Origin of the sequence: Lysinibacillus sp. FSL K6-0075, from assembly GCF_038592945.1 — a bacterium.
Classification (GTDB): Bacteria; Bacillota; Bacilli; order Bacillales_A; family Planococcaceae; genus Lysinibacillus; species Lysinibacillus fusiformis_F.
The window spans coordinates 2336751-2357295 of record NZ_CP151947.1; the positions used below are offsets into that span (position 1 = coordinate 2336751).

Here is a 20545-nt window from a genome sequence, read left to right on the forward strand (position 1 = left end):
TGGAAAGTGTTTTTTATTGTCGAACCAGCGCAGCTAATTTCTCAGTGAAATCCTCTGAGATTGTGTAAATTGAATGGGTATCCTTGACATGCATCAATCCACTGTTTTGACCTTTATCACCTAACCAAAGGTGATAGCCATATTTGTTTCCTGCCGTATCCACTATTTGTACATCATATTCAGGTGTAGCCATATTGACAATACCCTCGTTTTTGACCGCTGTTGTTATGACTTGTTGGAATAGTGTAAGTGATTCTTCATCCGTATATTCTTTAAAAAAATCAGTGTTCACCTTGTTAAATTTAGCACCAATAGAAATGCTGACCTTAGCTAATGCATCATCTGGTTTTTCATTACATCCTAGTAAAACAACGGCTATTAGAGACAATAAAGCAATCATCATTGTTCGCAACCGCTCACCCCCTCTATATGCTAAATAATACCACCATTTTCTGTCGTAGCTCTTACTTTTTTGTAATACATTAAATAAACGACAGCGAAAGGGGGACAGATAATGGGCTTATTTGATGGATTAATCGGCAATGCAAGCGAGGTGAATTTAGAAAAACTACAGGAGGAGGTCCATGATTTATTAATTCCAAACGAGACAATCAAGAATGCCTATAAAATTATTAGAGACACGTTTATTTTTACCAATAAACGATTAATCCTCATCGATAAGCAAGGGGTGACTGGCAAGAAAACGGAGTATCATTCCATTCCCTATAAAAATATCGTTCATTTTTCAGTAGAAACAGCCGGTACATTTGATTTAGATGCAGAGCTCAAAATATGGGTGTCTGGCAGTCCGTTACCGATTCAAAAAAACTTCAATAAGGCGACAAATATTTATAAAGTGCAAAGCGTCTTAGCGCAGTATGTTTTAGGGACGTGAGGATTCAATAGGTTATGAAAGCCCACATTTATGTGTGGCTTTTTTTGTTGTAGAGGACTAGCACTTGGGTAATTCGATAAGTAATACCCTGTCCAACATAGTATAATAAAGCAATAAATAGTCTCTTGAAGAGATAAAGGGGAATCTATAGTGGAATATGAAGAAAAGACCTCAATTGAATTTTTAAACGAAGTTGTTTTGAGGGCAGGTGAAAAAATTGAGAAGGTTGAATACCAAGGGCCTATTCAAACAGTAACGATTGTAAGAAGGTCCGCACGTATTTACAAAAAGGTTGCCCAAATCAAAGTAGCAAAGCAGCCCATTTGGAAGACAACGATTCCACAGGAGCTTGTGAAATATAAATTTTCACCAAAAGTAAATCGCCTACTAAATGAACCATTTGAAACGATTCAGGACTGGCTCCAGGAAGGGTGGATAATACGAGAGATTCGTTATCATGTAGATGGTATAAGTATCAAAGATGATGTCTATCGGATGGGTCCCACCTATCTGTTTGCGCTTAAATATCGTAAAAGTAAAGAACAACAGCAATATGAGCTACAACTAGAACAGTTACGAAAGCAAGCGGATGACCTACAAATGTCGCCACTGTTTCTACATGCACTGTCAGCGGAAGCAATGCCACGTTATTGGAGTCGTGTAAAGCAATTAAAGTTTATGCAGTTTTGTATTGCTATGTACCAGCTTGCTCAGCAAAAAGACTTATTTGACTTTAAAGAAATAGGTGCGACATATGAAGATCGAATTGGTGGTTCGAAAATGTTTGATCAGGAGCGAGAGGAATTTTTAGCCCATCTCGCACAATTAGGTATTGATGCCCCGTCTTATGGCCTTGTAAGCTCAGGAAAAATCGTGCCAATCTATTTTACTGGACATGCACAGTCAGAGCTAGCCTCCTATCATCTTGGTGCAGTTCATGCAACAACAGATAATACAGTGTTACAAACGACATTTACAACTTCCAACACGACACTATGGCTTGTGGAAAATAGGGCTATTTTAACACGTATGGCAACGGAAAGTGAATTTCTACGAGAAAGCCATTCATTTGTGCTTTGTTTGGATGGGCAAATTCGATCCGCTCATAAGCAATTTATCAAACAGTTGCTTAAAAGTTCCATACAACAAGTACTGATTTGGACGGATTATGATGAGGCAGGACTAACGATTGCTAAAAAAGCTATTCAGCTTCTTCCTTGTCCCTTTAAAATTATTGGACGAGATTCGCAAATTTTTACGGATATGGAAACTTACGAGCAGTGGCTTCAGCATGAAAATCGTCATGAGCAAGAGCAACAATTGGGAGGAGTGAACGAATGGAAAATGTGGATGTAAATGCACCCATTTCGATTTTTCACAGTGATTATTTTTCAGCTGAATTTATGAAATCAATGCGAGATTTAGCTTCTCTGTCAGCTGTCTTAAAAGACTTGAGCACGGAAAAAATGTATGATTCACCAATGGAAATTATCCGCTTTTTAAATATTATTCAATTATTAAATACGGCATCTTTAGGTATTGGAGACCCGATTGATCATGAAGATACGCTTTATTATCGCTACCGCCATACATATGGGAATGACTCTGAGCCACCGACGCTTCAGTACATTCAACGTGTGCTTCATATTTTAGAACGCAATAATTGGGTTGTAAAGCAGACGCGGCAAATTAAATTAATGGACAGAGGCAAGCGTATGATGGATGGCTTAATTCGTATGGGAAATGATGCACTTGCTTATTATTTACAAGATGATATTGGCCGTTCACTATTTCAGGCAAGACGTGATGCAGAAATTAGTGCAGCCTATGATGATAAAGGCATTTCAGGTGGAAATAAAATTGCGTCGATGATTTATAATGTAGAGCAAGCCGTTGAGCAATTAGAAAATAGACAGCTTGAATTTTTGGCTGATCGCAATGCCTTGCCACAACTAGAAAAAATCAATCAGTTAATGTTGGGGCTAGAGGAAAAAATGACGGAGCGTTTAGCACAATTCCAAACGATAGAGGAAAGTCTTGTAATGAGTGACTTGATGCACCGTGGAACGGCAGCCATTACAAAGGGCACAACATTAAGTTTAAGCGTATTAACTAAATATGTGCGTTTCGTTACGATGCAATTAACACCGATGGAAGAGGCTATTTCCCCTGAAAAAGTACGAAATTTCATCTTGGCGATGTATAACCCACCCTTGCATAGTAATATCCCGACAGCACATGATATCTTTAGCTTTATGGAACAAAATCAATATGAAGAAGAAACATTTGATGGCATGTGGATGCCGGTAAAGTTTGCTGCACCTATAGGACATCAAGATATTAATGATGCTATCCATTATTTAGCCACCTATGAGCCAAAACGTGAGGGCGATATCATTGACCGGGAGGAGCCAGAATACAGAGAAGTAGAAATGGTGGGAGATTCCATTGAAGAAATGTTTGATCAAGCTGCTTGGCAAATGACAAAGGCCCAAATCGATACAACGAAAATAGAAAGTTACTTAGATGACCATGGAGAGAGTGAAATAGAGGAATTAATCGTGCAAGCTAGCTCGAACAAATGGCATGATGCCGTTTTATCAATGCTCGCTGTTTCTGCTTTAACGAGCAGTAAAAAAATAGACAGGTCACCTAAAGCGGAGACGGCAAACTTTGAAAAAGAATGGGAGTGGATTAATGATGACGACAAACGATATACCATATATAAGCTCTTTAGCGATGATTGATCATCTAAAAGGCTATTTAACGACAGAGGAAGAATTGGCTTTTATGCAATTACTGTTTTCATCATCTGCCTCTATTAAGGGAGCGAATTATGGTTTGCGTCGGAAGGAGTTAGAAAAATTATTAGGTATAAAAAATGACGACAATGCTTTGCAATCCTTTATAGACCGTGTAAATGGAGCTTTAAATCGCTATTTCAAAATTATTTATGATGAGAGGCGAGATCGTGTTGTTGTCATGATGCGAATCACAGCGAAAAATGCAAAATCTACATTGAGTAGTGAAGCATTGGCGATTTTACTCTATATGTTTTACCAGCAAGAAGTATTAGGCCATGAATTTACATTAGTACATCAAATTTTAGTTGATTTTGGCCATGAGTCTTTAAATGCTAATAGAAGAATGAAAAGTAATATCGACCAATTAAAAAAGGTGGGAGCTGTTGAAGATTATGAAGCATCTTCAGAAGAGGCATATCAATTAACAACAATAGGTGTTCATTTATTCTCCGAATCTTTTTTACGTCGTACAGTTGAATTTGCACAAGAAACAAAGTTGAATAAAGAAGAAGTGATGAAATTTTTTAACCGTTATAACTTACATGTGGAGGAGGACAAAGAATGATTCCTTACGTGTTGAAAATACAGGGTGTACGTGACTATCCACCAACAAGGGTGATACTAGGTGAAGCCGATGAACACGTATTAATAACAGGTCCAAATGGTGTCGGAAAGTCAACATTAACGTTTTGCATAGGGGCTATATTATATTCTGCAAAAGTAGATATTGAAGGGCTACGCTCGAGTAATTTACAAGCAAATGAAGCATGGTATGCGAAATTATCGTTAGTGTTTAAAAATGAAGGCATGACCCGCATTGATGCGCCGCCATTTATTGCATTTGAATTAATTGTACAACAAGCTGTGAAAAATGGTGCCTTGCAAAAAGAGTATCGTATAACAACAGGAGATTCAGAAGATACGTTAACGAACATAACATCTTATACTTCTGGCAATATAGCAGGACGGAATTTCGGAGCTTACAAAGAAGATTTACAAATTAAATATAAAATTGATCCAGATTTGTATCATTTAATTTGGTATCAGCAAGAGGTGAACCAATTTGCCGCCATGAACCCTGAGGAAAGATTTCGTCAATTTAGTAATATGTTTCATATTGCTGATATGCAAAAAGAATGGGAAGCGGCATTAGAAGGAATTAGAGAAGCTAAACAAGAAATCATCCATTTATCGTCCATTGTAAAAACAGCTGAACATAATCTAACCATTGCAGAAAATGATCTCAACGCCTTTTTAAATAATAAAAAACGTATTCTGGAAAACGGTCGTCTGTATTATACATATACAAATGTTCTACTGCAAAAATATTCAAATGAATGCTCTGATACACAAGCTATTCTTCAGCAATTGCAGGAAGAGGAAGCACAAATAGGGACAAAGCAAAAATTACTGTTGCACGAAAAGGAGCGTACAGGTCAACATTTAATTCAAGTAGTGAATGAGTGCGAACAGGTTGAAGCACAAATTATTGAGTCAAAGACATTATTAAATGAGGAAGTACAGCAGGAAAAAACACTACTAGGGCGATATAGTGAGCTTTCTGCACAGCTAGAATCAATTTCCGATAAAGCAAAGCGACTACGTTTCGATGAACAAACAACCTGGGAAAAACAAAAAGCAACAGCCTTTCTACTAAAACAAGTTGAAGAGCAAGATAAGCAACTAAAAACAAAAGAACAACAATTAAGAGATAACGAACGACTTTTGAATAGTGAAAGCGCACGAGTGACGATACATTTCGAAAACCTGAAAAAAGATCTAGTGGAAGCACGTAAAATCGTCCATTTATATCAAAGTAGCCGTTTTATTTTAAGCCAACTAGATGCTGCAAATCTCCAGCAACATCAATTTTTAAAAGAAAAACAGTTGTTATCTTCCACCATCCAAGAGAAGCAGAAAATCATCCAGCAGCTACAACAAAATAAAGTAAGATCTGCTCGTCAACAACAAGGACTAGAAGACTTACATAGACAAGGTATAGAGGCATATACATTACGTGATTTAATTTCGTTGACACCAAGTGCGCCTTTAAAGTTAGAGTCAAGTATTGAAGCGATTAAATACGCTATTTTTTATAATGCGGTGAGCTATAAGCCACTGAATGATTTGTATTATGTTTCATTAAAGCAGCTCATACCGAATCGTATGATTGACAATATCCCTCATTTAGGATTACAAATGCGTAGCGGACTATCTGAGCAACTACAAAACTATGCCAATAAAGCATTGTGGTGGATCGAGCAATTTTTCACTTCAACGCCTCGAATTGAGGCAGGTACGCTTATAGATGAACGTGGTGCTAGAGGCGCACAGGAACAACTGCAATTTATTCTAAGTGATGCAGCTATTCAACAAACCTTACAAGACCAGGCGAGTAACTTAAACAACCTGCAAGAGCGTCAAGTACAGTTAAATGCTCAGTATGATCATAATATCAAGCAAATTAACCAATTGCATGGAGACTTACGCAAAATTCAACAGGCTGAAAGTACGCTATTGAAGGAAAGCGAACTGCATGCCTATGAAAGTCAACAGAAAGCTTTAACAGAGCAATTGTTAGCAATTTATGATGAGCAAGTGGAAATGGAGGCACAGCGGGAAACAGCTAGAAAACATCAGGCAGAACATTTTCAAGAGCTGCAATTGCTAGAGAAGGAGTGTCGCATTTATGAGGAGCTAGGGGCAGTGGCGGAGCAACAAATCCAGTTACAGCAAATGGAACAAACGTTAAAAGAATTACGCAAAACCATTTATGATTCCAAAAGAAAACATCAGCAATGGACAGAGCAATTGGAGGAGCTGTCCAATGATAAACGTCAACTAAAATTACTAAAACAAAATCATGAATCGGAGCTTGAATTAATAAATAGTAATCTAACAAACTGTCGACTACGAATGGTGAGAGCGCAAGAAAAAATCGAACAATTAGAGGCTAGCCAAGCAAGTCTAGTAATAAAACTACAGGAATTAGAGCATATTTTACCTGTCGAAGCATGTGTTGTTGATGAATCCATCTCCATTAAATGGTCTGAGGCAAGGTTAATTCATGGTAATGCAGAAAAAGCTGCAGCATTCGAAGCGGCACGCCTAGAAAAGGTCAATATTCATGCTGAAGTAAATTTTGAAAAAATGAAAGAAGATTTTGAGCGTAAAAATGCAGAATTAGCAAGTGCTGAAATACTTCTTGAGCAAAATGCGGGTTTTGCAGCAGATTTAGAAGATAAACTAGAAACGACCATTAATATGTATTTAACAAAGATTAATATGTTGTTCCAAAAGTATATGGATATCTTTCATTTTGAGGGACATATCGAAAAAGAAAGAATAGAAGAGAAGGCAGGGCGTATTAAATACTTGCTTTATGTGAAAGCTCGTAAAATCGGTCATCAGGGTACTATGGAGGATGTTAGCTTAAAAGCGCGAAATGGCAAAGTAGGTAAAGGTGTTTCAGGAGGGGAGGAATCGTTAAGCTCGCTCCTCTTTGCCTTAGCTTTATTGCAAAACCTCTCGATTGCCCCAAGCTATATCGTACTTGATGAATTTGATAGCGCACTAGATGATGAACGCAAGGACAAAGTATTTCATTTATATGCAAAAGAGTTAAATCGAAAGTTAATTATTTTATCTCCAAAAGCTCATGATAAAACCTATTACGACCATTTTTCCAAGGTATTTGTCATTGAACACAATTCATCTATTCCACAAAGTAGGATTGTTGGTTTCCAAAAGGTGTAGGACCATTTCGGTGAATGAAATTGTGTTTTAAACGAGCAAGAATTGACTTCTAAATGGCACTCCTTTACAATTAATTTTAATACTTTAATAGGAAAATGAGGTATTCTCGTTTCCTTACCAACTGAATAGCGTGTAGTAATAGGTGTAAATTGCGTGCAATTTGCTTAAAAGGGAAGTCGGTGCAAATCCGACACTGTCCCGCAACTGTAAATGTGAGCGACTTTTCAGCAACCACTGTCTTTGGACGGGAAGGAGAAAGGAAGCGATGACCATGAGTCAGGAGACCTGCCTGTTACGAGTACACACCAGTAACCTACGAGGAATAGGAGGTGGCATGTTGACAAAACAGAATGCTCTGTTCGTCACAGTACGTCAAACGCCCATAGTAAATGAAAGGGTTCACAATCGGACTCGTTCACACATACTTAGGGTTTGTTTGGCATTGTGTGATGAAAGAAGATAAAGCGAAGGATTTCCTCAAAACGTAGGGAGTCCTTTTTGTTTTGAAAATATGTACGCAAAGGGGATGCACGTATGACGAATATTCATGTAACGACAACGCTGGAAACGCCTTATGAAGATATGAACATTTGTAAGCAACCACGCACAGAAGTTGCCAAGAAAGCGAAAACAAGAATGGTGGTCGAATCGCTGATCGATCAATTATTAGCAACGAAGCTGATACGCAACGATCGCTTCTTTGAGCAAATCTTATATAATAAAGAAATTATTTGGATACAAAAAGGGGATGTGGACGGTCATCTATTGGCAAAGGCAGCATTAACAGATGAGCTGAAAACAAAGACCAATCATTTTATGATGTATATGCCGACCAATCCGATTGTCTATGAAGTCAATGGGGAAGCGTATCACTTAATTACGCGCATTGATTCAACACGCGCAAAGCCTAACCTTGATCGTCTAACATTGGAGCCAAAGCCTGTTTTAAGTGCCGCTCGTGTCAATGACTTATTATGCTCGATTGTCATGCGCTTTTATGAAACATATTTACACGATTTGGCACCTCACCATGACAAACTCATCGCATTCGTGCAGCAGGAATATGCCCAGTTTATTGAAGCGGTGCAAGCGTTAAATGATTATCACTTCAACTGGCATCCACGCGGCAATGGGCACGAGCTCTTACTGCAATTAATTGATCATCTGCAAATTTTAAAAAGTCACCCAGGCAAGGTACTGATTGATTTTACGAACAAGCATGACTACGTGATAGTAGAACCCGCTTATTTGATGGACAAACCAACAAAGAAAGCTGTCGGTGCACTATAAAAACAAGCCCTCCGTTTTATGGAGGGCTTGCTTTCATTTAAATGCAGGATCGAAATATATTCACGTTCAAGCAAGAAATACTCGCGCTTGAGCGAAGAATACCCGCGGAAGCAAGCAAAACGCCTCCGAGCGAGCAGGCCGACTCCTGCCCTATAAACAATGCATGGCTGCCTGAGCTTCATGCCACGGAACCGTATATCCTTTGCCCTTTGCACAAAAAATACTAGAGGAACTATATTCAGGGTCGGCATTTTTATCGTAGCCAATCTGTGCAATCACTTCCTCTGTATTATGGCACATATCATAGCCATCAAATTGGAGTGTGAGTGCGCCTTTTCCATTTGTATAGGCAGCAAAGGTTGTGCTGTAGCTCATTAAAGTGGCAACGGGCGCGCGACCTGTTAGCACCACATCTGTTTCGGATAATATCGGGTCATCGAATGTGCCTGCTGCTTGCTGAACGTCAGTCATCATGCGGCCGATAAAGTCGTTTGAAGCCTTCATTTTAAAACGATAATAGGGTTCAAGTAGAACATTTTGGGCTTGCTCTAGTCCCTGGCGCAGCGCACGGAAACTAGCTTCTCGGAAATCGCCGCCCGATGTATGTTCATTATGCCCGCGACCTGTTAGAAGCGTAAAATGAACATCTGTTACAGGGAAGCCTGTAAGTAAGCCATGATGATCGCGCTCAAACAGGTGCTTTTCAACAAGGCGCTGATTGCCTACGGATAAATGATCTGCATGACAGGCATTGCTGAAGGTATTGCCGGTTCCACGTGGATTTGGCTCCATTAATAAATGAACTTCCGCATAATGCTTGAGTGGCTCGAAATGGCCATAGCCTGTCACCTTCGTCGCAATGGTCTCCATATATAAAATTTGCGGCTCGCCAAAGGAGACGGCTAATGAAAAACGTCTCATTAATACCTCTGTCAGGACCTCCAATTGAATGACACCCATAATATGGACATGGATTTCCTGGAACTTTTCCTGCCAAACGACACGTAAAGAAGGCTCTTCGGCTTCAATTAAACGGAAAATCTGTAGCACTTCCTTGATATGCTGATCGCCCGCATATTGAACCTTTGCCTGTAGCGTTGGGACAAGCTCATAGGGCTGTGTTAGCGTCGTTGTACCGATTCGATCTCCAATGTTTGCCTGACTCAGCCCTTTCACCGCGAAAATCTCTCCTGCTTCAACCTGTTGAACGGTCTCAAAGCGACTGCCATTATAAAGGCGAATTTCTGTCACTTTTTCCGTCACTTCACCAAATGAAAATTCATCCCGCACATGTAAGGAGCCCTTGACAGCCTTCATAAAGGTTAAACGCTGATGCCCATCATGACGAATTTTAAAAACCTCTCCTTCAAACGGGACATCCTGCTCAAATTGGGTAGCCGTTAACAGGGGAAGCTGGTCAAGAAATTCCTGAATGCCCTCATCCTTTAAGGCAGAGCCTATAAAGCAAGGGAAAGCACATTCGTTTTTAATCATGGCCTGTAGCTGAGCAAGACATGGTTCATGCTCTAATGACTCATTCAGAAAGGCATCCAGCAATTTTTCGTCGCGCTCCGCCAGCCATTCCATGATGCTATTTGACACATAATCTGCTCGCAGCGGTTCATCGACGAACAACACATGCTGAGAGCAATCTTTACGAAGCTGGCTCATGACAGCTCCTACATTTGCTCCTTCACGATCCGTTTTATTGATAAAGAAGAAGGTTGGGACATGGTATTTACGTAAAAGCTGCCACACGGTTTCAGTATGGCCTTGTATCCCTTCGACTGCGCTAATGATAATAATGGCATAATCCATCACACGGATGGCACGCTCCATCTCAGGGGAGAAATCGACATGCCCAGGTGTATCAATCAATGTGTATGTATCATCGCCAATGCTCATGCGACCTTGCTCGGCAAAGATCGTAATCCCACGCCTGCGCTCTAGCTCATGATTATCAAGAAAGGTATCCTGATGATCGACTCGACCACGGGCTTGAATACTATTTGTATGAAAAAGCACTTGCTCAGAGAAGGTCGTTTTCCCTGCATCCACATGCGCCAGTACACCGATTGTTTTGTACATAAGAAATCCTCGTTTCTATAGATTGCTATCTTTTCATTGTAACAGAATACTCGCATATATAATTCTTGTAAAATAGTTCGTATTTTTGTCGAAATAGTGCTAATATAGTGATGATTGCATAATTAGCGTCATACTACGCTAGTCTATCAATAGTATTGACCATAATAGAACGTATTGGTGCAAATGGCATTTGTCATTTGCTTAAAAGGGAAATCGGTGCAATTCCGATGCTGTCCCGCAACTGTAAATGGGGAGTCTATACAGCATGCCACTGTAGTAAAACTATGGGAAGGCGTATAGATGATGAACCTAAGCCAGGATACCTGCCAGTATGTGTTTTTTGACTAAGAACCACGAGGATGGGGATAGTGATAAAGGTAATGATGATACCGTTATTTCACTATGCTACTCTCTTGGCGACAAGAGGGTTTTTTTTATGCCCTTCCAACCACATGGGTAGTAAAGAAGTCTCTGATTTCTTTCTATATTTTAACAACAAAGGAGAAAAGGACATGAAGAAATGGAAAAGTATATGGCTGATGATGATCATTGCCTTGGTCGCTATTTTAGGGGCTTGTAATGCAAAGGACAAAACTGAATCAGCAGCACAAGGTGAAAAGGTTGAGCCATCTGAGGCAGCAACAGAAGTAACCATTGAAAATAATGACACAAGCCAAACATATAAGGAAGCACCTACGAAAGCGATTAGCTTAAATCAGCATGTGACAGAAATTATGCTGGCGCTTGGCTTAGAGGATTCTATGGTTGGGACGGCTTACTTAGATGACAAAATCTATGAGCCCCTGCAAGAGGCATACGATAAAGTCCCTGTGCTTTCTGACCAATACCCAACGAAGGAGCAAGTGATTGATGCCGAGGCGGATTTCTTATATGCAGGCTGGAAAAGTGGCTTTGGTGAAAAGGGCGTTGGCACACCAGAGGAGCTTGAAGAATTAGGCATTCATACGTATTTACATACGGCTTCTAACATGACAAAACCAACATTAGAAGATATTTTCACTGATATTCGCAATATCGCGAAGATTTTCCGTATCGAAGATCGTGGCGAAGCTTTAATTGAGCAAATGACAAAAGATGTAGAGGCAGTACAAGCTAAATTACCAAAAGATAGCGAAAAATTACGTGTTCTTGTGTTTGATAGCGGTGAAAAGGATGTATTTACAGCTGGTCAAAACTTTATGAATGAGCTGGTGACAATCGCGGGTGGTCAAAATATCTTTGGTGATGTGGAATCAGGCTGGACAACTGTGTCGAAGGAAGATGCAGTAGATCGTAATCCAGAGGTTGTTGTCGTGATTGATTATGGTGAAACAACGGCAGAACAAAAGATCCAATTCTTAAAAAATGATCCAGCATTAAAGGAGATGGAAGCTGTCAAGAATGATCACTTTGTCATCCTGCCACTTTCAGCAGCATCTGAAGGGGTTCGTGCGGCAGAGGCCATTGAAATTTTAGCGAAGGGCTTCTATCCTGAAAACTTTTAAACCAATTTGAGCTAGCGCTTTGCTAGCTCCTTTTTCATAAGGAGCGATATCAATGAACGCATTTCAAAAAAACGTACCAGATCAAACATTTGAAACACTAAACCGTGAGGGTGAATTTACCCGTCTAGCAGTTAGCCCTGGCATTATCAATAAGCATTATACGCCAGCGCAATTTCAAAAAATAGCCGAAATTGCTGGCGAAAAGGGTGCGATTAAGTATTCCGCCTCCTATAGTATTCTCGTATCCATTCCAACGAGCGATGCGACAGAAGCTGTGCAAGCCTTACAGGAAGCGGGTCTTTATGTTGCGTCCTCTGGCTCCATTATTGCCATGAAGGCTTGCGATTTTTGTGATGGTGAGAAAATGGAGGCTGCTCCGATAACTGAACATCTTTATCATGCTTTAGAGGGGATCAAGGTACCTGCAAGAGTACGTGTCAATATCAATGGCTGTGCATCTGCCTGCTACAATGCAGTCTATGATGATATTGGGCTCGTGTATCAGCAGGAAAGCTTTGATGTCTATTTAGGTGCTGTGCCGATGGGGGCAAAGGCACAGGCTGGCACATTATTCGCTAAAAGGGTAGGTGTCGAGCACATTGAAGATTTTTTATTGCACATGATAAGCCTTTATAAAGAGCATGCTCGCCCGAATGAACCCTTTTATAAATTTTATCGCAGAACCAAGTCCGCAGAATATTGGGAACTAGTAAAAAATTCTATTAAATAGCAGGAATATTACTTAGGGTGTCGAAGTATTGTAGTAAGGCACAGAAAATTACAATACAAAGGAGCAAGAACATGACATCGAAACAAGGGATTCAACCAGAAGATCTTTATCACTTAAAATCAGTAGCAGATCCACAGCTATCACCCGATGGAACTGAGGTAGTTTATGTAGAGACTCGTATGGACGAGAAGAAAAACGACTATATCTCGAATTTATTTTACATAAACTTGAAGGACAAAACGCCACAGCAATGGACATTTGGTGAGGATAGAACAAGTTCCCCTGTTTGGTCACCAGATGGCAGCCAAATTGCGTTTTTGTCAACGAGAACAGGTAAATCGCAAATTTATGTGCTATCGAAAGCAGGTGGAGAGGCAAAACAGCTGACACATTGTAAAAATGGGGCGACATCCCCTGTCTGGTCCCCATGTGGCAAGAAAATTGCTTTTTCAGTCGTCCTAGGGAAAGATGAAACCATCCAAGATAAAGCGGAGGATGAGAAGAAGAAGGATAAAGAACTCAAGCCACTAGAAATCGAGAAAATGAAGCACAAATCGGATGCTGGTGGATTTATTGATATGGAGCAGTTTATCCATATTGCCCTTGTCAATGTGGAATCAGGAGAGCTAGAGCAAGTGACGGAGGGAAAAGAGTACTTCCATCTCGGTACATGGTCGCCAGACGGCAAATACCTTACGTACTTAGCCGATAAAGCGGAGGATTTGGATTTCTCATTTAATGTGGATATCTTTTTATTGGATTTAGAAACTAAACAGAGCCGCAAGCTAACAGAAGGCTCTGGTGCATATTACCAAACGGCTTGGTCTCCGAATAGCCGATTCCTTTCTTTTGTAGGCGGAGAGCGTGAATTTGAAAATGCCACACAAGCGAAGCTATGGATATATGACATGGAGCAAAAACTGCTAAACTGTGTAACAAGTGAATTCGATGCGCCTGTCGGTGATTTTGTCATCGGTGATTTTCTACAAGGGGTAGCGTCACCACGCGTGCAATGGATGAATGATAATCATAGCTTCTACTTCCAAGTCACAGATCACGGCAATGCAGCGATTTATTTCGGAAATGTAGATGGCGAAATTTACCCAGCGATTCATGATGATCAATATGTCTATGGCTTTTCACTTGATCCGCAAAACGATCAGGCTATTGTAGCGATTAGCACAACGACAAACCCAGGCGATTTGTTTTATGTAAACCTAAAAACAGGTGACAAAGAACAGTTGACGTCAATTAATGAAGAATTTTTAAAGACCAAAACATTAGCTGTTCCCGAAAGTATTGAATTGGAAGGCGCTGAAGGCTGGAAAGTCAATGGCTGGATCATGAAGCCAGTTGGCTATGAAGAAGGGAAGAAGTATCCTCTTATTCTTGAAATCCATGGTGGTCCACATGCGATGTATGGCAACACCTACTTTAATGAATTTCAAATCCTTGCTGCACAAGGCTTTGCAGTGCTTTATACTAATCCGCGTGGTAGTCATGGCTATGGCCAAAAATTTGTGGATGCAGTACGTGGCGATTATGGTGGCAATGATTATGCAGACTTAATGGCAGCGGTAGACTACGCTTTGGAGCACTATGATTTTATTGACCAAGACCGTCTTGGTGTAACAGGTGGAAGCTATGGTGGCTTTATGACCAACTGGATTGTGGGCCATACAAATCGCTTTAAAGCGGCTGTGACGCAGCGCTCCATTTCAAACTGGATTAGCTTTGCGGGTGTCAGTGATATCGGCTATTACTTTACAGACTGGCAAATTCAAGCAGGACTCGATGATATAGAGAAGCTATGGCATCATTCACCGCTGAAATATGTAGACAATGTGGAGACACCATTATTGATTTTACATGGTGAAAAAGACTATCGTTGTCCAATTGAGCAGGCAGAACAATTATTTATTGCCTTAAAGTATCGGAAAAAAGAAACAAAATTCGTTCGTTTCCCTGAGGCGAATCATGAACTATCAAGGAGCGGCAAGCCCACATTACGAATTAATCGACTTGAATATATTCGTGATTGGTTTGTGAAATATCTATAATAGGGTGGCCTAAGAAGAGCATAGCTTCTTAGGCTATTTTTAATAGAAAAGCCCTGTATGATTGTTTATAACGTTTCAATCGTTTGAAAAATCTCTTTGTAAAGGATATCTAACCCTTTCTCACCTTTCATATAGAAATACCAAACATCTTCTCGATTTGCATCATGATCATATAAATAAATTGTTGTATGAGAACCGTTCTTTAATGATTCCCAATGAGCCGTTTCAAATGTAGTTCCTTCTCTTGTAAATGGAAAATGACGTTTTGGTGAATCAAAAAAAACAATAGGGATTTTAGCGTTTTCATAAGCTTTAACCAATTTATCAGCTGATGCTTCTTCAAACATCATGGGTGTTATCATAACAGCATCAAAATTTGTGGAAATATGTAATGTATCCTCGCTAAATTCATCTAATGCAATGGTTTCGAAATGAATTTTTTCGTTATTTAATTCAGGGATAGTACCAACTACAGCCATTTTTAAAGGCGCTCCATCATATTTAGTTTCATCATTTGAACATGCAACTAATACTAACAAACTTAATATGAATAAAAATTTTTTCACAATTATCCTCCTTTTTTCTCACGATATCGTTGTGTTCATCACATAAAAAAAGAATCACAACAAGGTGTGATTCTCGATGGGTTAGTCGATTTTCTGGATGAACACGACCTTCAGATAATTAAACTCAGGGTATTCACGTTGTACTCGGAAATCCTTCGGCAAACCGTATTCCTCCACGATTTTATAGCGTGTACGAGTTTCTTTAAATGCTTGGTCAATAAAGCCTTTGAACTTTTTCATACCGAAGCTAGCATTATTTGTGGAAGCCACAATGATGCCGTTTTTAGCGGTAATGGCAATCGTGTCCTTCAGTAATTTAGGGTAGTCCTTTGCCGTTGAAAAGGTCATTTGCTTCGTACGTGCAAAGCTAGGTGGGTCTAAAACGACAAGGTCAAACTGTAAAGCATGACGCTGCGCATATTTAAAATAATGAAAGACATCCATGACTTTTATATCCTGTGCCTCATAATCAATATGATTGACACTAAATTGCTCAATCGTTTTGGCTAGACTGCGCTTGGCTACATCTACACTCGTTGTCTTGATGGCACCTCCTAGAGCAGCTGCCACAGAAAATGCTCCTGTATAGGAGAACGTATTCAGCATGTCAGTATTATTCGCATAACGCTCACGAATAGCCAATCGCACCTCACGTTGATCAAGGAAAATCCCTGTCATAGCACCATCGTTTAAATGCACTGCATAGGTCATACCATTTTCCTTTACCATGATGGGAAATTCGCCTGGCGTGCCCATCACAAAATCATCCTGCTCGATATACTGTCCTTTGCTATCAAAGCGTTTTTTCTCATAAATCGCTTGGTAGTTCACTGTCTCAGCAAGCGCCTCATAAACCACTTCTCTAAATGAGTAAATACCCTCACTATACCAGCTCACCATGTAGTAGCCGTTAAAAAAGTCGATCGTTAGACCGCCGATGCCATCTCCTTCACCGTTAAATACACGAAAAGCTGTTGTGTTTTCATTGTTGAAGAATGCAGCACGATTGTCGATGGCTTTTTTGAATTTTTTCATAAAAAAAGGTTTATCGATGGTTTCATTCGCATCGGTCGTTAGCACCCAGCCAATCCCTTTATTTTGGATTCCGTAGTAACCTGTTCCAATAAAACGGTTATGGTGATCCATGAGCTTTAGGAGTGTTCCTTGCTCAGCAGGTAGACGTCGTGCATCGACCGCTTCCTTTGAAATAAGAGGGTAGCCTTTTTTTAATTGATCAGAAAAGGGCTGTTGTATTTGTAGTGCCATTATTTGTGTCATAGTGTCATCCTTTAAAAAACGTTTTGCTCTATTATCGCACTGTTTGAGCAGGATAGCCAAGCTTATTTCAGGAATTGCGCAATTTTTGTCACGGTTTCAATTGTTGCGTCTTCAAAATAATTCATTTTACTGAAATAGCTATGGATTAATCCTGGCATTGTAATATGCTCGACTGCCACACCAGCAGCTTTTAACTTTTGTGCATAGCTTAGACCCTCATCAAAGAGAACATCTGCCTCTGCAGCGATAATCAGTGTTTTTGGCATGTTACGGACATCCTCTAGCTGAAGAGGGGACACAAATGGATTCGTAAAGTTTGCTTCCTCCGTATAGTGCTGAGAGAACCATTGCATGGCTTGTGCATCTAAGCCGTAATTTTCACCATATGCCAGATAGGATACTGTTGAAAAATCGACATTTGTCACAGGATAGATCAGTGCTTGCGCTTGTAGCGTTGGACCATCCAGTGCAGTAGCTAAGTGCGCAACGACTGTAGCTAAATTTCCACCTGCACTATCCCCAGCAACCGACAATCGACTTACATCTCCACCTATTGCTTCAATATGGTCATGCACCCATACTAAGCTATCGTAGGCATCATGTAAGGGTGTTGGGAAGGGGTATTCGGGTGCTAAACGATAATCCACTGACACCACAAGCGCCTGTGCCTGATCTGCTAATAGCTGGCAGCCTGCATCGACAGATTCTAAATTGCCATAGACCCAGCCACCACCATGGTAATAAACAATAACTGGTAATGCTTTACTGACAACGGGCGTATAAAGCCGAACTGTAATTTGCGCGCCATCTCGCACCGTAATGTTGTGATCCTCAATGGATGCTAGCTTCGGTTTATGGGCGGATTGCCATTGCGTAACCGTACGCATAGCTCTCGCTTCCTGTGGTGTCACTTTGTAATAAGGTGTACCAGTGCGCTGAGCTTCTATATAGTGAACAGCTTCTTTTCTTAAAGTAGTCATCTTCATCATTCCTTTATCGTGAGGTTTGTTATTTCTATTATAAACTATTCGTATAATTTTACTAGGATTTGATTTAGAAAAAGTTTATTTATTTATAAATGAGGTGAAATCAGCGCATTATGTTTATAATAAAAGGGATGAACGTATTTGGAGGGACAGTATGATTTCTTTAATTGTGGCACATGATGACAACCACGTCATCGGTTATAACAATGGGATGCCGTGGCATTTACCAGGGGATTTGCAGTATTTTAAACAAAAAACAATGGGCAAGCCTATGATTATGGGACGTAAAACATTTGAATCCATCGGTCGACCACTTCCAGGGCGACGCAACATCGTCATTACGCGTGATGAAAACTATCAGGCAGCGGGCATTGAAATCGTGACAAGCTTGGAAGCGGCTTTAGCGCTAGCTGGAGATGTACCTGAGGTGATGATTATTGGTGGCGAGCAGATTTTCCGTTTAGTGATGGAGATGGCTGATCGCTTGTATATCACAAAAATTAATCACGCCTTTCAGGGAGATACCTATTTCCCAAGCTATGAACAGGATTTTGTTCAAGTCTCTTCACAGGAGCCTGAAACAGCACCAGAAGGCTATACATTCCAATATCAAATTTTTGAACGTAAATAAACGAAAAAGCAATCGCTCATTGTGAAGGGAGCGATTGCTTTTATTATAGATAAAAATAAACACATGCATACATAGAGGCACAGCCAGCTAGCACAAAGAGGTGCCAGATCGCATGGTTAAAGGGCAGTGAGCGCCATGCATAAAAGATGGCCCCAATCGTATAGAACAGCCCACCAGCTAGCAGTAAAGCAAAGCCATGTAATCCTAAATACAGATAAACAGGCTTAATGGCAAATATAATTAACCAGCCCATTCCGATATAAAAAATCAATGAAAGTACTTCAAAGCGATTAATAAAGAAACATTTAAACAGCACACCAAGCACAGCCAGTGACCAAATAATACATAGCAACGTCAATCCTAGAGTACCACCAACGGCAATTAATAAAAATGGCGTATAGGTGCCGGCAATTAAAATATAAATGGACGAATGGTCCAAAATAGCGAAAAAGTGTTTATATTTTTCTGGCATACTGTGTAGCAAGGTAGACATTAAAAACAGAATGATGACAGACGCACCGAAAATGCTGAAGGTTGTAATATGTAGGGCATTTCCTGTTTGTACGGCTGCTAACAGTAGAACAACCAGTGCTGGAATACTAGCGATGAAACCAATACCATGTGTAATGGCATTCCACAGCTCTTCCCTCCATGATTTATAGTCAAATGAATCAACCATTTGAAACACTCCTTTCGTTCATACATTTACTATACCCCAATAATTTGTACATGAACATTTACATTTGTCATATATTTCATATCAAAAATGTCATAAGGCTGTCATAATCTTTGAGGGGCATTGATAGACAAGAGGTAGGCGAAAACGCTATAGTATCCAAGGTAGCGTTTACATGCAAGCGAGGACAAGGTTTTGCCTAATGACAAATGTCATGTTTACATAATGATTCATTAGTCTATATAATAAATTTTAATGAAGTAAAAGGATGTGTCGAAGTGAGACGAATTCATATAGTAACGGACTCAACTTGTGATTTAACAAAAGAAGAAGTAGCACAACATGGAATACATATCGTGCCTTTAACGATTCAAATTGATGGTCAAACATATACAGATGGTGTGGACTTAGAGCCACAGTCATTTTTAGGCTTAATGAAAAATGCGAAAAACTTACCAAAAAGTTCGCAGCCAGCACCAGGGAAATTTAAGGAATTATATGATGAGCTAGGTAAAGATGGTGATCAAATAATCTCCATCCATATGACAGGCGGCATGAGTGGAACAGTAGAATCTGCACGTCAAGCAGCACAAATGACAGATGCCGATGTGACAGTCATTGACTCTCGCTTTATCGCGATTGGTTTGGCTATCCAACTACGTGAGGCAATCCGCATGCGTGATGAAGGCGCAACAGTAGAAGACATCGTGGCACGTTTAGAAAAGGTACGAGACAATACGCATTTATATGTGATTGTGGACACGCTCGAAAACTTAATTAAAGGCGGTCGAATCGGTAAAGGAACAGGCTTTATCGGTTCTCTCCTAAACATCAAAGTCATTGCCAACCTTGAAGGGGGCGTATATAACCCTGTGTCAAAAGTACGTAGTCATAAGCAAGTAGTCAATTTCTTATTTAAACAATTCCAAGCAGACACAGCCGGAAAAATGGTTAAGGCAGTCGGCATTTCCCATGCAGACGGTCTAGTAACGATGGGCAACCCATTAAAATCGTTAATCGAAGACACAGGCTTTAACGATGTAGAAATTGCCTTTACATCCCCAATCATCTCGACACACACAGGTCCAGGAGCCATCGGTTTTATTTATTTTGCAGAATAATAGGAAGGAGCTACTACATAAGTAAATGTAGTGGCTTTTTTTATACGTTGCTCTCGTAGCAACCATAACTTTCACACCAGGGATGAGTGGCTTTGAGCCAAAGATGAGCCATTTTAATTAACCCGTGATCCGTTTCCGACTAAATAAGAGCGTTTTGGA

Annotated in this window: 17 protein-coding genes and 2 riboswitches; of the genes, 11 read left to right on the forward strand and 6 right to left on the reverse strand. The window is 40.1% G+C overall.

What is annotated here, in order from left to right:
- Positions 1-13: 13 nt before the first annotated feature.
- Positions 14-403 (reverse strand): hypothetical protein, encoded by a 390-nt coding sequence (locus MHB65_RS11455; RefSeq protein WP_342443727.1) that lies wholly within the window; start codon positions 401-403, stop codon positions 14-16.
- Positions 404-514: 111 nt separating this feature from the next.
- Here MHB65_RS11455 and MHB65_RS11460 point away from each other — a divergent pair, with 111 nt between their 5' ends.
- The 6 genes from MHB65_RS11460 to MHB65_RS11485 all read left to right on the forward strand — a co-directional run bounded on the left by MHB65_RS11460 (position 515) and on the right by MHB65_RS11485 (position 8745).
- Positions 515-895, forward strand: a complete 381-nt coding sequence (locus MHB65_RS11460) for a PH domain-containing protein (protein ID WP_205443306.1) — start codon at positions 515-517, stop codon at positions 893-895.
- Positions 896-1045: 150 nt separating this feature from the next.
- Entirely contained in the window at positions 1046-2251 is a 1206-nt protein-coding gene (locus MHB65_RS11465) for a DUF2399 domain-containing protein (protein WP_342443558.1), read from the forward strand.
- Positions 2233-3642, forward strand: a complete 1410-nt coding sequence (locus tag MHB65_RS11470; protein ID WP_342443559.1) for a hypothetical protein — start codon at positions 2233-2235, stop codon at positions 3640-3642. The genes MHB65_RS11465 and MHB65_RS11470 overlap by 19 nt, the downstream gene beginning before the upstream one ends.
- Entirely contained in the window at positions 3596-4264 is a 669-nt protein-coding gene (locus tag MHB65_RS11475; protein ID WP_205447477.1) for a hypothetical protein, read from the forward strand. Before MHB65_RS11470 ends, MHB65_RS11475 begins: the two co-directional genes overlap by 47 nt.
- Entirely contained in the window at positions 4261-7455 is a 3195-nt protein-coding gene (locus MHB65_RS11480; RefSeq protein WP_342443560.1) for an AAA family ATPase, read from the forward strand. Before MHB65_RS11475 ends, MHB65_RS11480 begins: the two co-directional genes overlap by 4 nt.
- A 123-nt stretch (positions 7456-7578) precedes the next feature.
- Positions 7579-7763, forward strand: a riboswitch (cobalamin riboswitch).
- 226 nt (positions 7764-7989) lie between these two features.
- Positions 7990-8745, forward strand: a complete 756-nt coding sequence (locus MHB65_RS11485) for a hypothetical protein (RefSeq protein WP_342443561.1) — start codon at positions 7990-7992, stop codon at positions 8743-8745.
- A gap of 150 nt (positions 8746-8895) precedes the next feature.
- On the opposite strand, the gene MHB65_RS11490 is transcribed toward MHB65_RS11485, so the two are convergent.
- Positions 8896-10833 carry a translation factor GTPase family protein gene (locus tag MHB65_RS11490; protein WP_342443562.1) on the reverse strand — a complete coding sequence of 646 codons (1938 nt, stop codon included), beginning with the start codon at positions 10831-10833 and terminating at the stop codon, positions 8896-8898.
- Between the two features lie 158 nt (positions 10834-10991).
- Positions 10992-11179: riboswitch (cobalamin riboswitch) on the forward strand.
- Positions 11180-11345: 166 nt separating this feature from the next.
- On the opposite strand from MHB65_RS11490, the gene MHB65_RS11495 reads away from it, so the two are divergent.
- The 3 genes from MHB65_RS11495 (at position 11346) to MHB65_RS11505 (ending at position 15128) form a co-directional block, all read left to right on the forward strand.
- Complete coding sequence (locus tag MHB65_RS11495; protein WP_342443563.1) at positions 11346-12338, forward strand: ABC transporter substrate-binding protein; 993 nt, start codon at positions 11346-11348, stop codon at positions 12336-12338.
- A gap of 52 nt (positions 12339-12390) precedes the next feature.
- A complete protein-coding gene (locus MHB65_RS11500; protein WP_342443564.1) occupies positions 12391-13068 on the forward strand; it encodes a precorrin-3B methylase in 678 nt (225 codons plus the stop codon).
- Positions 13069-13139: 71 nt separating this feature from the next.
- Positions 13140-15128 (forward strand): S9 family peptidase, encoded by a 1989-nt coding sequence (locus MHB65_RS11505; protein WP_342443565.1) that lies wholly within the window; start codon positions 13140-13142, stop codon positions 15126-15128.
- Positions 15129-15193: 65 nt separating this feature from the next.
- Here the strand turns inward: MHB65_RS11505 and MHB65_RS11510 are convergent, their stop codons facing one another.
- The 3 genes from MHB65_RS11510 to MHB65_RS11520 all read right to left on the reverse strand — a co-directional run bounded on the left by MHB65_RS11510 (position 15194) and on the right by MHB65_RS11520 (position 17952).
- On the reverse strand, positions 15194-15694 hold the full coding sequence (locus MHB65_RS11510; RefSeq protein ID WP_342443566.1) for an amino acid oxidase: 501 nt from the start codon (positions 15692-15694) through the stop codon (positions 15194-15196).
- A gap of 81 nt (positions 15695-15775) precedes the next feature.
- A complete protein-coding gene (locus MHB65_RS11515; protein WP_342443567.1) occupies positions 15776-16972 on the reverse strand; it encodes a class I SAM-dependent rRNA methyltransferase in 1197 nt (398 codons plus the stop codon).
- 62 nt (positions 16973-17034) lie between these two features.
- The gene (locus tag MHB65_RS11520) at positions 17035-17952 is read right to left on the reverse strand and encodes an alpha/beta hydrolase (protein WP_342443568.1); all 918 of its coding nucleotides are present in this window, start codon (positions 17950-17952) and stop codon (positions 17035-17037) included.
- A 160-nt stretch (positions 17953-18112) separates the two neighbouring features.
- Here MHB65_RS11520 and MHB65_RS11525 point away from each other — a divergent pair, with 160 nt between their 5' ends.
- Positions 18113-18589: a dihydrofolate reductase gene (locus tag MHB65_RS11525; protein ID WP_342443569.1), complete on the forward strand. Its 477-nt coding sequence runs from the start codon at positions 18113-18115 to the stop codon at positions 18587-18589.
- Between the two features lie 43 nt (positions 18590-18632).
- Here the strand turns inward: MHB65_RS11525 and MHB65_RS11530 are convergent, their stop codons facing one another.
- On the reverse strand, positions 18633-19268 hold the full coding sequence (locus MHB65_RS11530; protein ID WP_016993322.1) for a hemolysin III family protein: 636 nt from the start codon (positions 19266-19268) through the stop codon (positions 18633-18635).
- Positions 19269-19543: 275 nt separating this feature from the next.
- Between MHB65_RS11530 and MHB65_RS11535 the strand changes: the two genes are divergently transcribed.
- Positions 19544-20386 (forward strand): DegV family protein, encoded by an 843-nt coding sequence (locus MHB65_RS11535; protein ID WP_342443570.1) that lies wholly within the window; start codon positions 19544-19546, stop codon positions 20384-20386.
- The last annotated feature ends 159 nt before the right edge of the window (positions 20387-20545 follow it).

Coding starts and splice junctions, on each gene's coding strand:
- MHB65_RS11455 (WP_342443727.1), bottom strand. CDS start 403: ATGATGATTGCTTTATTGTCTCTAATAGCCGTTGTTTTACTAGGATGT.
- MHB65_RS11460 (WP_205443306.1), top strand. CDS start 515: ATGGGCTTATTTGATGGATTAATCGGCAATGCAAGCGAGGTGAATTTA.
- MHB65_RS11470 (WP_342443559.1), top strand. CDS start 2,233: ATGGAAAATGTGGATGTAAATGCACCCATTTCGATTTTTCACAGTGAT.
- MHB65_RS11475 (WP_205447477.1), top strand. CDS start 3,596: ATGACGACAAACGATATACCATATATAAGCTCTTTAGCGATGATTGAT.
- MHB65_RS11480 (WP_342443560.1), top strand. CDS start 4,261: ATGATTCCTTACGTGTTGAAAATACAGGGTGTACGTGACTATCCACCA.
- MHB65_RS11485 (WP_342443561.1), top strand. CDS start 7,990: ATGACGAATATTCATGTAACGACAACGCTGGAAACGCCTTATGAAGAT.
- MHB65_RS11490 (WP_342443562.1), bottom strand. CDS start 10,833: ATGTACAAAACAATCGGTGTACTGGCGCATGTGGATGCAGGGAAAACG.
- MHB65_RS11495 (WP_342443563.1), top strand. CDS start 11,346: ATGAAGAAATGGAAAAGTATATGGCTGATGATGATCATTGCCTTGGTC.
- MHB65_RS11500 (WP_342443564.1), top strand. CDS start 12,391: ATGAACGCATTTCAAAAAAACGTACCAGATCAAACATTTGAAACACTA.
- MHB65_RS11505 (WP_342443565.1), top strand. CDS start 13,140: ATGACATCGAAACAAGGGATTCAACCAGAAGATCTTTATCACTTAAAA.
- MHB65_RS11515 (WP_342443567.1), bottom strand. CDS start 16,972: ATGACACAAATAATGGCACTACAAATACAACAGCCCTTTTCTGATCAA.
- MHB65_RS11520 (WP_342443568.1), bottom strand. CDS start 17,952: ATGACTACTTTAAGAAAAGAAGCTGTTCACTATATAGAAGCTCAGCGC.
- MHB65_RS11525 (WP_342443569.1), top strand. CDS start 18,113: ATGATTTCTTTAATTGTGGCACATGATGACAACCACGTCATCGGTTAT.
- MHB65_RS11530 (WP_016993322.1), bottom strand. CDS start 19,268: ATGGTTGATTCATTTGACTATAAATCATGGAGGGAAGAGCTGTGGAAT.